The organism is Brevundimonas sp. UBA4553 (genome assembly GCF_002387245.1).
GTDB lineage: Bacteria > Pseudomonadota > Alphaproteobacteria > Caulobacterales > Caulobacteraceae > Brevundimonas.
This window is the reverse complement of the sequence record NZ_DGLD01000011.1, coordinates 15,345-29,352: the sequence shown is the minus strand read 5'-3', so window position 1 is coordinate 29,352 and position 14,008 is coordinate 15,345. Positions and strand designations below refer to the sequence as shown.

Sequence of the window (14,008 nt, the reverse complement as noted above, 5' to 3'; positions counted from 1 at the left end):
CGGCGGATTGCTCTGCCAGGCCTTTCCGATTTTAGCGCCTAACGGGCCTCAAGTAGCCCGAAGGGCGGTAGGCCCACTTCTTACGAAACAGGGAACCCGCGCACCTTCAGCAGGGCGGCCACGTCGGGGTTGCGACCGCGGAACTGGCGATAGGCGTCGCCGCGGTCCGTGGTGTTGCCCGGCGCCAGGATGATCGACTTGAAGCGGCCGCCGATCTCTGGATTGAAGACGTCGCCGGACTCCTCGAAGTAGGCCCAGGTGTCGGCGTCCATCACTTCCGACCACAGGTAGGAGTAGTAGCCGGCCGAGTAGGCGTCCGAGGTGAAGAGGTGGTTGAACTGCGGCAGGCGGTGCCGCATCACGATCTCCTTGGGCATGCCCAGACGGTCCAGCGAGGCCTTCTCGAAGGCCGCGATATCGGTCGGCGGCGTCGCCTGGGTGTGCAGGTCCATGTCGACCAGGGCCGAGGACAGGTAGCTGACCGTGGCGTAGCCCTGGTTGAAGGTCGACGAGGCCTCGATCTTGTCCACCAGCGCCTGCGGCATCGGCTGCTTGGTCTCGACGTGCTTCATGTAGCCGTCGAGGATCGGGCGGCTCAGCACCCAGTGCTCATGCACCTGCGACGGGTATTCCACGAAGTCGCGCGGCGTGTTGCCGAACGACGGATAGGTCACCACCGACGAGAAGTAGTGCAGGGCGTGGCCGAACTCGTGGAACAGGGTCTCGGCGTCGTCGAGCGAGATCAGCAGGGGCTGACCTTCCTCGGCCTTGACGAAGTTGTTGTTGTTCGAGGCCAGGATCGGCTTTGCGCCGGTCAGGGTCGAGAAGGACCGGTAGGTGGTCATCCAGGCGCCCGAACGCTTGCCCGGACGGGCGAAGTCGTCGGCGTAGTAGAGACCGATCAGCTTGCCGGTGGCCTTGTCGGTTACCTCATAGGTGGTCACGTCGGGCTCGAAGGTCGAGACCGTCCCCTTGGCCAGCGGCTTGAAGACGAAGCCGTACAGGCGCTCGGCCATGTAGAACGACGCCGCGCGGACGGCGTGCAGTTCGAAGTAGGGCTTCAGCTCGTTCTGATCGAGGTCATACTTGGCCTTGCGGACCTTCTCGGCGAAGTAGAGGTAGTCCCAGGGCTCGATGTCGAAGCCGGCGATCGCCTTCATGTCGGCGACCTCCTCGGCCACGCGGGCCTTGGCCGGGGCCCAGACGCGCATCATCAGCTCGGACGCCGCGGCCGGGGTCTTGGCCATGGTGTCCTGCATGCGCCAGTCGGCATGGTTGCCGAAGCCGAGCAGCCGGGCGCGCTGCTGACGCAGGGCCACGATCTGGGCGATGGTCGACTTGGTGTCGTTGGCGTCGCCGTTGTCGCCGCGCTTGACGAACTTCTTCCACACCTGCTCGCGCAGGGCCCGGTCGTCGGCGAAGGTCAGGAAGGGGTCGACGCTGGAGCGGGTGTTGACGATGGCCCAGCCTTGGACGTTGCGCGTGCGCGCGGCGGCGGCGGCGGCGGCCTTGTTCGAGGCGGGCAGGCCCTTCAGGCCGGCTTCGTTCGAGATGACGGTCCAGGTGTTCTCGTCGGCCACAACCTTCTGGCCGAAACCGGTGAAGGCGTTCGACAGGGCGGTGTTGATGCGGCCCAGCTCGGCCTTGCCGGCGGCGTCCAGGGCGGCGCCGTTGCGGACGAAGGCGTCGCGGCTGCGCTCGGCCAGACGGGTCTGCTGGGCGTTCAGGCCAGCGGCGGCGGCGCCGTCGGCCACGGCCTTGATGCGGGCGAACAGCTTCTCGTTGAAGGTGATCTCGTCCGAGGCGGCCGAGAGGATGGGCGACAGCTCGGTCTCGAGGGCGTCCCACTGGTCGCCGCCGATGTTCGAGGTCATGACGCTGAACACGTTCATGGCCCGGTCCAGCGGCTCGCCGACCAGCTCCATCGCCACCAGGGTGTTGGCGAAGGTCGGGGCGTCAGGGTTGTTGGCGATGGCGGCGATGTCGGCGCGTTGCAGCTCGATGCCTTCCAGGATGGCTTCGCGCATCTTGGGCGCGGTCACCTTGTCCCAGGGGGGGACGCCTTCATAGGGGCCGGTCCAGACCTGCAGCAGCTCGGCGCGCGGCGTGGCGGCGGGCAGGACGGCGCGGGCGATGCGCGCTTCGTCAGCGGTCGACAGGGAAGCGGCGGTCGGTCCCGTCATTCCGTTCTCCATGGCGCCGGCGGAGGCGCAACCCGTCAGGGCGAAGAGGCTCGCGCCCCCGATGAGAAGATGGCGTCTGTGCATCCAGGTCTCCCAACCATAGCGGTTCTGACATCCCCGGAACCTTCGCCCGGACCGTCGTATGCGCCTGATGTAATCCTAACCATTGGACGACGGAACCCCACGGGTCTAAAGGCCGCGTTATGGCGATAGGCGTTTTCGACTCCGGCGTGGGCGGACTGACGGTCCACCGCGAACTTGTGACCCGCTTTCCGACGCGGGACTTCATCTACCTGGGCGACCAGGGACACGCCCCCTATGGCGGTCGCGGCGGCGAGGACATCGTCGAGCTGACGCGCGCGGGTTGCGAGCGCCTGTTCGAGGCGGGCGCCTCGGTCGTGGTCCTGGCCTGCAACACCGCCTCGGCCATCGCCCTGCGCCGTCTGCAGCAGACCTGGATCCCGGGTATGCGCGAGAAGCTGGGCCGTCCGGTCAACGTCCTGGGCATCATCGTCCCCACCATCGAGGCGGCCACCGGCCTGCCCTGGTCCTACGAGGCCGAACGCAACGGGCGGATGGAAGGCCAGAAGAAGGAGGCGATCGACATCACCGGCGTCTTCTGCACCGCCGCCACGGCCATGAGCCGCGTCTACGAGATCGAGATCGACAAGCGCCGAGAGGACCTGGCCGTCTTCACCGAGCCCTGCCCCGGGCTGGCCGGCCTGATCGAACTGGGCGCCCCTGCCGAAGAACTGAAGGTGGTGGTCGACGACCACGTCGACGCCCTGCGCCGCCGCATCGGCCGCCACCCGGACAAGGCCATTCTGGGCTGCACCCACTATGAGATCGTCGCCGACCTGTTCGCCGCCGCCCTGCCCGCCGGGGTCCAGGTGATCAGCCAGCCCGCCGCCGTGGCCGACTCGCTGGAACGCTATTTCGCCCGCCACCCGGAATACGACCTGGGGACCTCGGCCCGCCGCGACTTCCTGACCACCGGGACGCCCGGTCCGCAGTCTGACCTGGTGGCCCAGTTCTGGGGCGCGCCCCTGACCTTCGACGCCGCCTGAGCCGACGGGGGGCCGATTGCACCGTGGCGTGAAAAAAACAGTGCAACTCGTGCAATAGGGCCGAAGCGGAGATCGGGCGGTCCTTGTCGATCCGTTCGACCTCCTCCCGCCAACGCCAGACTCTGTCAAAGACCAGAGCGCATCCTAGCAGCGCGCTGAACTGCGGCGCGTTCAAGCGGGGTTTCACGGCGCAAACGCCCGCTGCGGCTAGGTTGAAGGCGTCGGTGAAAAGAATATGGCGCGCATTCGGGGTCGTCGCTTCGCCAGACGCAAGCCCCCCGCTCGCCGCCCGCCTCGGACCTGATCCAAAGATGACCGCCCCTGGAGGCGAGCTTCGGACTCGGGGCAGGTCGCGACCACCAGACAAAGCCGACGAAATCGCCGCCAAGGACGCTTGGATGGCGGCGCGCCTATTTCCGCTTCGCGACTCGTTGCGGACGCTCAAATCTGCTTAGCGGGGAACACGTTCGTCGGATCGCGACTTGGCGCCGATCTCGAAAACGCCCCACAAGGCGAACGGAGAGCAAAAACAGAAGGTGAGTATAACCGAGAGTAGCAAGGCCTTTTGGTTGCTGAGCGGAATAAACGACATTGCAAATATGGAAGTCACTGCGGGCCCGAAAAACAAAATCAGCCACCAACCATTCTTGCCTCTAGCCCTAAGTCGTTGATCGAACAGGATCAGAATGTAGGCGAAAAACAGAACTCCAAATGCCAGTGACAGGACTTCGGAGGCGGCTTTTGGCAACAGGCTGAAATAGTCCGCGAGCCATAAGGCTAGGACACCGATGCTAGCGCAGATGGCGAGTCTTGGCCCTGTGAGAGCCTTGAAAATAGGCGTGCGCATTAGTTCTCCCGATCTAGGGGCAGATCCTAGCCTGCATCCCAAGTAATAGCGGGATGCTGTCCGCTTCCCACCCCTAGCTGAAGCTGGCGATGTCCGTTTTCTGGCGATCAGCGGAATGTCTGCTTTCAGGCCGGGCGCCTATTTCGCAAGTCGACCCATAGGGGACGTTTGGCAGGTCCGCTCGAGTGTCAGATACGACGGCGAATGAACGTCCATTGTTCAGGGCTACGCCGCAACCGTGCAAGCTGACCTTCAGTCAAACCGAAGGTGTCGATTACATACCGGTCTGTGACTTCGTTGGCTTCATCGGCGGAGTTGCCTCGCACATCCGGCACCGTGCTTTGAAGTTCGACCAAGCGTTTTGTGTTTGGTTCGTAAATCACAAAAGCCTGCCACCCCTCCCTCCGCCCACTCCAGCCATCGACCACGTCGATCACCGCGTCGAGATCGAGGATGGACTGTTGCCCGTTTAGATCAGTGAAATCGCAAGGCATCATTTTGGTCAGTCAAACCCCAAGGTCATCAGGTTTCCATCTCATCCCAACAGTCTGGCTGGTCTAACGGCCGCTTTCGACCCGTTGCGGACCTACACGGAGGCGGGGTGACGCCGCTAGGCCCCGGTAGTCTCGGTCTGCTTCCCACCCTTGCCGGACATTCGCCGGGTCTGCTTCCGTCGTCCAGGCGCTGAGCCTATTCCTCGGCGCGCGCGCCTGAGCGGCGCTGACCGAAGGTCGGGGCCCGCTCCTTCTGCTGCGCCCAGTAGGCCGGACCGTCGTCGGGCTTGAACATGGTGCGCGGCACCCCGTCGCGGTCCACCACGGCGAAGGTGTTGGTCGAGGCCTGATAATAGCGGGTGTCGCCGTTCGGGCGCTTGACCGTTTCGGTCCCCTTGGGCGTCGCCTCGGTGAAGGCCAGCACCTTCCTCAGATAGTCGTCCGCCGACTTCGCCCCGAATGCCGCGCCGTTGCGTTCATACAGACGCTGGATCTTGGCGTCGGCGGTTTCGCGCCGGTTGGCCGTGACTGACGGCCTGGCTTCGGGCGCCGCCTCCGCCTCGGCGTCGGGCGCCGCCGCCGAGATGAGGGTCACCGGCTCGGCCGCCGACCGGTCGCGCGTCTCGACCGCCGAGCCGCCGCTGTCGCACCCGGCCAGAGCCAGCGCCGCACAGACGCCCGCTATCATCTGAAATCGCATGGGTCACCCTCCCTGAAGAACCCGGTGAACGCAGGTATGCACAGTCCGATCGTTCCCGCAATGTTCCTACTGACATTTATGTCGGGATGTCCGGCTGTCTCGACGGCGTCATGCGGTCCCGCTAGAGATTCCTCATGACCGCATCCTCGCTTTCCGGCCGCAAGGTCCTGCTGATCGTCGGCGGCGGCATCGCCGGCTACAAGGCATTGGAGCTGACGCGCCTGCTGAAGAAGGCCGGGGCCGAGGTGATGAGCCTGCTGACCCCCGCCGGGGCCGAGTTCGTCACCCCCATGTCGCTGGCGGCCCTGACCGGCCATCCCGTGCGCCAGGCCCTGTTCATGCCCGAGGACGAGACGGCCATGGGCCATATCGAGCTGTCGCGCTGGGCCGATCTGGTGGTGGTGGCGCCGGCGACGGCGGGCCTGATCGCCAAGGCCGCCAACGGCCTGGCCGACGACTTGGCCTCGACCACCCTGCTGGCCACCGACAAGAAGGTGCTGCTGGCTCCGGCCATGAACGTGCGCATGTGGCTGCACCCGGCGGTTCAGGCCAATGTCGAGCGGCTGAAGAGCTTTGACGGCTTCCACGGCGTGGCCGTGGTCGGACCCGACGAGGGCGAGATGGCCTGCGGCGAGTTCGGCCCCGGCCGGATGGCCGAGCCGGCCGTCATCCTCGACGAGATCGCCCGTTTGCTGGCCGGCCCGGACGGCCGCCCGCTGACCGGCAAGACCGCCGTCGTCACCGCCGGGCCGACCTTCGAGCCCATCGATCCGGTGCGGGGCCTGACCAACCGCTCCAGCGGCAAGCAGGGCTATGCGGTGGCCGCCGCCCTGGCCGAGCTGGGCGCCGAGGTGACCCTGATCTCCGGCCCCGTGGCCCTGGAAGCCCCCGTCGGCGTCACCCGCCTGTGGGTCGAGGCCGCGACCGAGATGAAGGCCGCCGTCGAGGCCCATCTGCCTGCCGATATCGCCGTGATGAGCGCCGCCGTCGCCGACTGGCGCGTGGACGGCGTCGCCTCCGGCAAGATCAAGAAGAAGCCGGGCGGCCCGCCGTCCCTGGCCCTGATCGAGAACCCCGACATCCTGGCCGGCGTCTCCGCGCCCGGACCGAAGCGGCCCGGGCTGGTGGTCGGCTTCGCCGCCGAGACGAGCGATCTGGAGGCCAACGCCCGCGCCAAGCTGTCGAAGAAGGGCTGCGACTGGATCGTCGGCAACGACGTCTCCGACGACGTCTTCGGCTCGGACGGCAACACCGTGACCCTGTTCACCCGCGACGGCGCCGAGCCCTGGCCGCGCCAGTCCAAGGGCGAGGTGGCGAGGAAGATCGCCCAACGCATCGCCGATCACTTCAAGGCCTGAGAGACTTTCCTGATGACCACCGTCCGCGTCGAACGCCTGCCCCACGCCGAGGGCCTGGCCCTGCCCGCCTATGAGACGACGGGATCGGCGGGCATGGACCTGCGCGCCGCCCTGCCCGAGTTCGAACCGGTGGTCCTGGCGCCGGGCGAGCGCCGGCTGATCCCCACCGGCCTGAAGATCGCGCTGGAGCCGGGCTATGAGGCCCAGGTGCGGCCTCGCTCGGGCCTGGCCCTGAAGCACGGCGTCACCTGCCTGAACGCCCCCGGCACCATCGACAGCGACTATCGCGGCGAGGTCGGGGTCATCCTGATCAACCACGGCCAGATCCCCTTCGAGATTCAGCGCGGCGAACGCATCGCCCAGATGGTGATTGCGCCCTACGCCCAGGCCGTCATGGCCGAGGTCGAGGCCCTGGACGAGACTGCGCGCGGCGCGGGCGGCTTCGGCTCGACCGGCCGCTGAGGCTCAGACCGCCGAACCCGACGGCGGCGTGATCTCGCGGCTCAGCACGCGCTCGCGCCAGGCGGTGTAGAGGCCGCTGCCCACGATCAGGGCGGCGCCCGCCAAGGTCGCGGTCGTCGGCACGTCGCTGAGCAGAAGCCAGCCCAGGATCACGGCGCCGACCATCTGCAGGTAGTCGAGGGGCGCCAGGGTCGAGACCGGGGCGTGCTGCAGCGAGGTGGTCATCAGCAGCTGGGCCAATCCGCCCGCGAGGCCGCCCGCCGCCAGGATGGCGATCACCCGCCAGCTGTGACTATGGCCGTCGATCAGGGCGAGAGCCCCGCCCACGGTGGCGCAGGCGACGAAGAACCAGAAGACGATGGCGGTGGCCTTCTCCGTCCTGCCCAGCTGACGCAGGGTCACGGTGACCGAGGCGGCGACGAAGGCTCCGCCCAGGGCGAACAGCAGACCAGCCAGCGGCGGCGCGCCCTCGGCGCCGGGCCGCACCATGATCAGGACCCCGAGGAAGCCCAGGGCCACCGCCGTCCAGCGGTGCGGCCCGACCTTCTCCTTGAGGAAGAGGATGGACAGCAGGGTGGCGAAGATGGGGGCGGTGAAGCCGATGGTGGTGGCGTCGGCCAGGGGTAGCAGCCGCAAGCCCTGGAAGATCAGCAGGATGCCCGTCACGCCCAGGCCGCACCGCCAGACGTGGACCATGGGCCGGCGCGTCGAGATCGCGGCCAGTCCCCCCCGGCTGCTCAGGATCCAGATCAGCACGATCGGCAGGCCGAACAGAGAGCGATAGAAGACCATCTCCCCGGCCGAGACCGGCTCGAGCGTCGCCCCCCACTTCATCAGGGCGTACATCAGGGAGAAGCTGAGGGCCGAGGCGAGCCGCAGCGTCATGCCATAGCTGGCGCCGTGCCGGATCATCCGCCTCAGGCCTGGCGGAAGCCGAGCACGTCCTGCATGTCATAGAGGCCCGGGCGGCGGTTGCGCACCCAGGCGGCGGCGGCCACGGCGCCCTTGGCGAACAGCGACCGGTCGATGGCCGAGTGCGACAGGGTCAGCAGTTCGTCGTCCGAACCGAACAGCACAGTATGCTCGCCGATGACGCCGCCGGCGCGCAGGGAGGCGAAGCCGATCTTGCCCGGCTCGCGCGGGCCGGTGATGCCGTCATAGGGGGCGGTCTTCAGGTCTTCCAGATCGCGGCCCCGGCCGTTGGCGGCGGCCTCGCCCAGCATCAGAGCGGTGCCCGAAGGGGCGTCCACCTTGCGCCGATGATGGGTCTCCAGCACCTCGATGTCCCAGTCGCGACCGTCCAGACGCTGGGCCGCGTGCTCGACCAGGCCGATCAGGATGTTGAGGCCCAGCGAGAAGTTGCCGCTGCGCACGATGGCGATCTTTTCCGCCGCCGCCTCGATCAGGGCGTCCTGTTCCGGCGACAGGCCGGTGGAGCCGATGACCAGGGCCGGCCCGCCGCGCTCGGCGCAGGCCCCGGCCAGCTCGACCGAGGCTTCAGGCGTCGAGAAGTCGATGACCACGTCGCACAGGTTCAGGTCGGGCGTCTCGCCGCGATCGAACCGGGTGGCGACCACCACGTCCTCACGGGCGTCCAGAACCTGCGAAACGGCGCGGCCCATACGGCCCCGGGCGCCGGAGATGCCGGCGTGGAAGATGTCGCTCACGCAGTCTCTTTCGGATTGTCAGCGTCGCCGCCCAGAATATCGGCCCAGAACCGCTTGGCCTTGCCGGCGAAACTGGAGTTGCGCGGATTCTGGCTCTCTCCGAACGAGGCCGCAAGCTCCTGCATCAGTTCCTTCTGACGCGGGGTCAGGTCGGTCGGGGTCTCGACGAACAGCTCGACCACCAGATCGCCGCGCTGGCGGCCGTTCAGGTGGGGCATGCCCTTGCCCTTGATGCGGACGGTCTTGCCGGTCTGGGCGCCGGCCGGCACCTCCACCGTGGCCTTGCACTTGCCGTCGCAGGCGTCCGACACCAGGCAGGGGGCGTCGACGACCCCGCCCAGCGCCGCCACCGTCATCGGCACGGGCACCGTGACCAGCAGGTCCAGGTTGTCGCGCTCGAACAGTTCGTGGTCGTGCACCGACAGGAAGACATAGAGGTCGCCGCGCGGACCGCCGCGCTGACCAGCCTCGCCCTCGCCCGACAGGCGGATGCGCGAGCCATCGTCGACGCCGGCCGGCACCTTGAGGCTGAGCTGGCGGTTCTTGCGGACCTGGCCATGGCCATGGCAGGTCCCGCAGGGGTCGGCGATCATCTCGCCCGAGCCGCCGCAGCGGGGGCAGGTGCGCTCGACCTGGAAGAAGCCGTTGGCCTGGCGCACGCGCCCGGCGCCGCCGCAGGTGGAGCAGATCGTCGGCTTGGTCCCGGCCTTGGCGCCCGAACCGTCGCAGACCTCGCAGGTCATGGTGGTGGGGACCGCGATCTCGACCTCGGCGCCCTTGTAGGCCTGCTCCAGGGTGATCTCGAGATCATAGCGCAGGTCCGAGCCGCGACGCGGTCCCGCCTGCTGCTGGCGCCCGCCGCCCCGGCCGCCGAAGGCGTCCCCGAAGGCGTCGCCGAAGACCTGGGAGAAGATGTCGTTGATGTCGTGGAAGCCCTGTCCGCCGCCGCGTCCGAACGGGTCGCCGCCGCCGCCGCCGCCGTTCACGCCCGCATGGCCGAACCGGTCATAGGCCGCGCGCTTCTGATCGTCCGACAGGACCGTATAGGCCTCGGAGATCTCCTTGAACTGGGCGAGGGATTCTTCCGAGCCGCCGTTGCGGTCGGGGTGGTGAACCATGGCCAGCTTGCGATAGGCCGATTTCAGGCCCGCCGCGTCGATGGTCCGCTCGACCCCCAGAATTTCGTAATAGTCACGCTGCGCCATCAGGCGTTCGTCCTCTTACTGTCCCGCCGTGTCCGCCGTCCGTGTTGAGCCTCGGATCGTGCGATCGCGGATGACCGGGAGATCACGCCTGCTGACATGGGCGCCCGGTCGAATGATGCAAGTTTTATGAAACGGCCCCGCCTGCCGTCTGGCAAGCGGGGCCGGTCGTCATAGGCCGCGTTTCGTTACGCGTTCTTCTTGTCGTCGTCCGCGTCGGACACTTCCTCGAACTCGGCGTCGACCACGCCGTCGTCGGCCGGAGCTTCCGACGCGCCGTCTTCACCGGCGCCCTGCTGGGCCGCATACATGGCCTCGCCCAGCTTCATCGAGGCCTGGGCCAGGGTGTTGGTCTTCTCGCGGATGGCTTCCGGGTCCGAACCGTCCTTGGCCGACTTCAAGTCGTCCAGGGCGGACTGGATGGCCGCCTTGGTCGCGTCGTCGACCTTGTCGCCGTGTTCCGACAGGGCCTTCTCGGTCGAGTGGATCAGGCTGTCGGCGCCGTTCTGGGCCTCGACCAGTTCCTTGCGGGTCTTGTCGGCCGCGGCGTTGGCCTCGGCTTCCTTGACCATCTTCTCGATGTCGGCGTCCGACAGGCCGCCGTTGGCCTGGATGCGGATCGACTGCTCCTTGTTGGTCGCCTTGTCCTTGGCGGTCACGTGGACGATGCCGTTGGCGTCGATGTCGAAGGCGACCTCGATCTGCGGCATGCCGCGCGGCGCCGGCGGAATGCCCATCAGGTCGAACTGACCCAGGACCTTGTTGTCCGACGCCATCGGGCGCTCGCCCTGGAAGACCCGGATCGTCACGGCCGACTGGTTGTCGTCGGCGGTCGAGAAGACCTGGCTCTTCTTGGTCGGGATGGTGGTGTTGCGCTCGATCAGCGGGGTGAAGACGCCGCCAAGGGTTTCGATGCCCAGGGTCAGCGGGGTCACGTCCAGCAGCAGCACGTCCTTGACGTCGCCTTGCAGCACGCCGGCCTGAACGGCGGCGCCCAGGGCGACGACTTCGTCAGGGTTCACACCCTTGTGCGGCTCCTTGCCGAAGAAGGCCTTCACGGCTTCCACGACCTTGGGCATGCGGGTCATGCCGCCGACCAGAACGACCTCGTCGATGTCGCCGGCCTTCAGACCGGCGTCGGCCAGGGCCTTCTTGCAGGGCTCGATCGTGCGCTGGATCAGGTCGTCGACCAGGGCTTCCAGCTTGGCGCGCGACAGCTTGATGTTCAGGTGCAGCGGGCCCGAGGCGTTCATGGTGATGAACGGCAGGTTGACCTCGTACTGGGTGGTCGAGGACAGCTCCTTCTTGGCCTTCTCGGCCTCTTCCTTCAGGCGCTGCAGGGCCAGCTTGTCGGTCCGAAGATCGACGCCCTGCTCCTTCTTGAACTCGTCGGCCAGGTAGTCGACCAGACGCAGGTCGAAGTCCTCGCCGCCCAGGAAGGTGTCGCCGTTGGTGGACTTCACCTCGAAGACGCCGTCGCCGATCTCGAGGATCGAGACGTCGAAGGTGCCGCCGCCCAGGTCGTAGACGGCGATCTTCTGGCCGTCATGCTTCTCAAGGCCATAGGCCAGAGCAGCGGCGGTCGGCTCGTTGATGATGCGCAGGACTTCCAGACCGGCGATCTTGCCGGCGTCCTTGGTCGCCTGACGCTGGGCGTCGTTGAAGTAGGCCGGAACGGTGATGACGGCCTGGGTCACGGTCTCGCCGAGATAGGCCTCCGCGGCCTCCTTCATCTTGCCGAGGGTGAAGGCCGAAACCTGTTGCGGGGAATAGTCCTTGCCGTGGGCGCGCACCCAGGCGTCGCCCGTCGGACCCTTGACGATCTCGTAGGGCACCATGCCCTTGTCCTTGGCCACCACCGGGTCATCGAAATTGCGGCCGATCAGGCGCTTGATGGCGAAGAAGGTGTTGGTCGGGTTCGTGACCGCCTGACGACGCGCAGGCTGGCCGACGAGCACTTCGCCGCTGTCCTGGATCGCCACGACCGACGGGGTCGTGCGGTTGCCTTCGGCGTTTTCGATGACCTTGGGGTTCTTGCCGTCCATGACGGCGACGCACGAGTTGGTCGTGCCGAGGTCGATGCCGATGATCTTGGCCATGAGCTTGTCTTTTCACTCCTTGCGGCGGGCGATGCGGCGGCCTTCGAAAAGCGCCGCGCGTGACCGCCCCCAGTTGGGCTGAAAGCCGTTCCGGACGTCCGGTCGGGCGGGTTGAATGGTTTCGGTCGAAAGCCCCAAGAATTACGGGGTTTCTTCCAGACTGGCCCGGATATGGGAAAGACCGCAGGGGCTGCAAGGGTTTCGTGCGGTTCGAGCCGGATTCGGTGGCGTTTCGTGACGGTCGCGGTCCGACGGCCTACATTTGACGCATGAACCGCCCGTCTTTCCGCGAAACCCCGACCGGCCTGCCCGGCTTTCGCCTGTGGCCGGGCGCGCTGGACGCAGGCGCGCAACAAGCCCTGTTGAACGAGGTCCTGGCGGCGGCGGAGGCGGCGCCCTTCTATCGCCCGGTGACACCGGGCGGGCGGCCGTTTTCGGTGGAGATGACCGGGCTGGGGCCGCTGGCCTGGGTCTCGGACCGCGCGGGCTATCGCTATCAAACGACCCACCCCGTCACCGGCCAGCCCTGGCCGGCCATGCCGCAGAGCCTGCTCGACCTGTGGGACGCCCTGACCGGCTGGCCTGTCCCGCCCGACGCCTGTCTGGTCAACCTCTATCGGGGCGAGGCGAAGATGGGCCTGCATCAGGACCGCGACGAAGCCGACCTGACCGCGCCGGTCCTGTCGGTGTCGCTGGGCGATACGGCGGTGTTCCGCATCGGCCCCGCCGAGGGCGGCAGGACCCACAGCCTCAAGCTGGCCTCGGGCGACGTCTGCGCCCTGACGGGACCGGCCCGGCTGGCGCGGCACGGGATCGACCGGTTGCTGGCGGGATCGTCCCGGCTGGTCCCCGGCGGCGGGCGGATCAATCTGACGCTGAGACGGGCGCGCTGATCGGGACTCGACGGGGACGTCAAAGCCGGGCCACAGTCCCGTCCTCACTTGTGACGCCGCACCGGAGACCCGCGATGACCCTGATCACCCGGCCCGAAGGCCTGAGCCCCGACCAGATCGCCCCCAGCCGCCGCAGCCTGGGCGTGGCCGCCCTGGGCGGCGTGGCCTTCGCCGCCTACGCTCCCGCCGCCCTGAGCCAGTCCGCCAGCCCCGTCACGACCGACAGCGCCGGCCTGACGACCGCGACCGTCTCCTACCGCTCCGCCGACGGTTTCGATCTGCCCGCCTATGTCGCCCGGCCCGAAGGCGACGGGCCCTTCCCCGTGGTCATCGTGGTGTCCGAGATCTTCGGCGTGCACGAATACATCCGCGACCTCTGCCGCAGGCTGGCCAAGGCCGGCTACGCCGCCGTCGCCCCGGCCTTCTTCGTGCGCGAGGAAGACCCTGCGCCTCTCAGCGACATGGCGCGCATCCAGCAGATCGTCGCCAAGGCCGGTTACGAACAGGTGATGGGCGACATCGAGGCCACCCTGACATGGCTGGGTCAGCAGGCCTGGGCCAGGGCCGACAAGGTCGGGATCACCGGCTTCTGCTGGGGCGGCAAGGTGGTGTGGCAGGCCTGCGCCCGCTTCGACGCCCTCGACGCCGGGGTGGCCTGGTACGGCCGCCTGGCCCCCGCCGCCACGGCCACCGATGAGCAGAAGACGGCGGGCCGTCCCTGGCCGATCGATCTGGCGGCCGACCTGAAGGCTCCTGTGCTGGGCCTCTATGGCGGGCAGGACGGCGGAATTCCCAACGACACGGTCAAGGCGATGAACGACGCCCTGGCCGCAGCGGGCAAGGCGGACAGCGAGATCATCCTCTACGACGACGCCCCGCACGGCTTCCACGCCGACTATCGGACCAGCTACCGCGAGGCGGATGCGAAAGACGGCTGGCGGCGGCTGCTGGCCCTGTTCGAGGCGCGGCTGAAACACTGACCCGCTGACAAAAAAGGCCCGGAGCGTCCGCCCGGGCCTTTCTCGTTCTCACTCGG

The 14,008-nt window shown here is 67.7% G+C and carries 13 protein-coding genes; 5 read left to right on the top strand and 8 right to left on the bottom strand.

All coding sequences use genetic code 11. From position 1 onward, the window contains the following. Positions 1-80 precede the first annotated feature (80 nt). On the bottom strand, positions 81-2,183 hold the full coding sequence (locus B4A39_RS07170; protein ID WP_292034779.1) for a M3 family metallopeptidase: 2,103 nt from the start codon (positions 2,181-2,183) through the stop codon (positions 81-83). Between the two features lie 203 nt (positions 2,184-2,386). Here B4A39_RS07170 and B4A39_RS07165 point away from each other — a divergent pair, with 203 nt between their 5' ends. After that, on the top strand, positions 2,387-3,250 hold the full coding sequence (locus B4A39_RS07165; protein ID WP_292034777.1) for a glutamate racemase: 864 nt from the start codon (positions 2,387-2,389) through the stop codon (positions 3,248-3,250). 451 nt (positions 3,251-3,701) lie between these two features. On the opposite strand, the gene B4A39_RS07160 is transcribed toward B4A39_RS07165, so the two are convergent. The 3 genes from B4A39_RS07160 to B4A39_RS07150 all read right to left on the bottom strand — a co-directional run bounded on the left by B4A39_RS07160 (position 3,702) and on the right by B4A39_RS07150 (position 5,291). Beyond that, complete coding sequence (locus tag B4A39_RS07160) at positions 3,702-4,097, bottom strand: hypothetical protein (RefSeq protein WP_292034775.1); 396 nt, start codon at positions 4,095-4,097, stop codon at positions 3,702-3,704. A 188-nt stretch (positions 4,098-4,285) separates the two neighbouring features. Beyond that, positions 4,286-4,591 (bottom strand): hypothetical protein, encoded by a 306-nt coding sequence (locus tag B4A39_RS07155; protein ID WP_292034774.1) that lies wholly within the window; start codon positions 4,589-4,591, stop codon positions 4,286-4,288. A gap of 196 nt (positions 4,592-4,787) precedes the next feature. Continuing rightward, positions 4,788-5,291 carry an S-type pyocin family protein gene (locus B4A39_RS07150; protein ID WP_292034772.1) on the bottom strand — a complete coding sequence of 168 codons (504 nt, stop codon included), beginning with the start codon at positions 5,289-5,291 and terminating at the stop codon, positions 4,788-4,790. 134 nt (positions 5,292-5,425) lie between these two features. On the opposite strand from B4A39_RS07150, the gene coaBC reads away from it, so the two are divergent. Then, positions 5,426-6,649 carry a bifunctional phosphopantothenoylcysteine decarboxylase/phosphopantothenate--cysteine ligase CoaBC gene (gene coaBC / locus B4A39_RS07145; RefSeq protein WP_292034770.1) on the top strand — a complete coding sequence of 408 codons (1,224 nt, stop codon included), beginning with the start codon at positions 5,426-5,428 and terminating at the stop codon, positions 6,647-6,649. Between the two features lie 12 nt (positions 6,650-6,661). Beyond that, entirely contained in the window at positions 6,662-7,111 is a 450-nt protein-coding gene (gene dut, locus B4A39_RS07140; protein WP_292034768.1) for a dUTP diphosphatase, read from the top strand. Positions 7,112-7,114: 3 nt separating this feature from the next. Here the strand turns inward: dut and B4A39_RS07135 are convergent, their stop codons facing one another. From B4A39_RS07135 to dnaK, 4 genes are all read right to left on the bottom strand, one after another. Then, a complete protein-coding gene (locus tag B4A39_RS07135; RefSeq protein ID WP_292034766.1) occupies positions 7,115-8,023 on the bottom strand; it encodes a DMT family transporter in 909 nt (302 codons plus the stop codon). Between the two features lie 5 nt (positions 8,024-8,028). Next, a complete protein-coding gene (gene dapB, locus B4A39_RS07130; protein ID WP_292034763.1) occupies positions 8,029-8,778 on the bottom strand; it encodes a 4-hydroxy-tetrahydrodipicolinate reductase in 750 nt (249 codons plus the stop codon). Beyond that, positions 8,775-9,983 (bottom strand): molecular chaperone DnaJ, encoded by a 1,209-nt coding sequence (dnaJ, locus tag B4A39_RS07125; protein WP_292034761.1) that lies wholly within the window; start codon positions 9,981-9,983, stop codon positions 8,775-8,777. Before dnaJ ends, dapB begins: the two co-directional genes overlap by 4 nt. A 185-nt stretch (positions 9,984-10,168) precedes the next feature. Beyond that, a complete protein-coding gene (dnaK, locus tag B4A39_RS07120) occupies positions 10,169-12,079 on the bottom strand; it encodes a molecular chaperone DnaK (RefSeq protein ID WP_292034760.1) in 1,911 nt (636 codons plus the stop codon). A 269-nt stretch (positions 12,080-12,348) separates the two neighbouring features. Between dnaK and B4A39_RS07115 the strand changes: the two genes are divergently transcribed. Both B4A39_RS07115 and B4A39_RS07110 read left to right on the top strand, forming a co-directional pair. After that, entirely contained in the window at positions 12,349-12,972 is a 624-nt protein-coding gene (locus tag B4A39_RS07115; RefSeq protein WP_292034758.1) for an alpha-ketoglutarate-dependent dioxygenase AlkB, read from the top strand. 74 nt (positions 12,973-13,046) lie between these two features. Then, the gene (locus tag B4A39_RS07110) at positions 13,047-13,952 is read left to right on the top strand and encodes a dienelactone hydrolase family protein (protein WP_292034756.1); all 906 of its coding nucleotides are present in this window, start codon (positions 13,047-13,049) and stop codon (positions 13,950-13,952) included. The last annotated feature ends 56 nt before the right edge of the window (positions 13,953-14,008 follow it).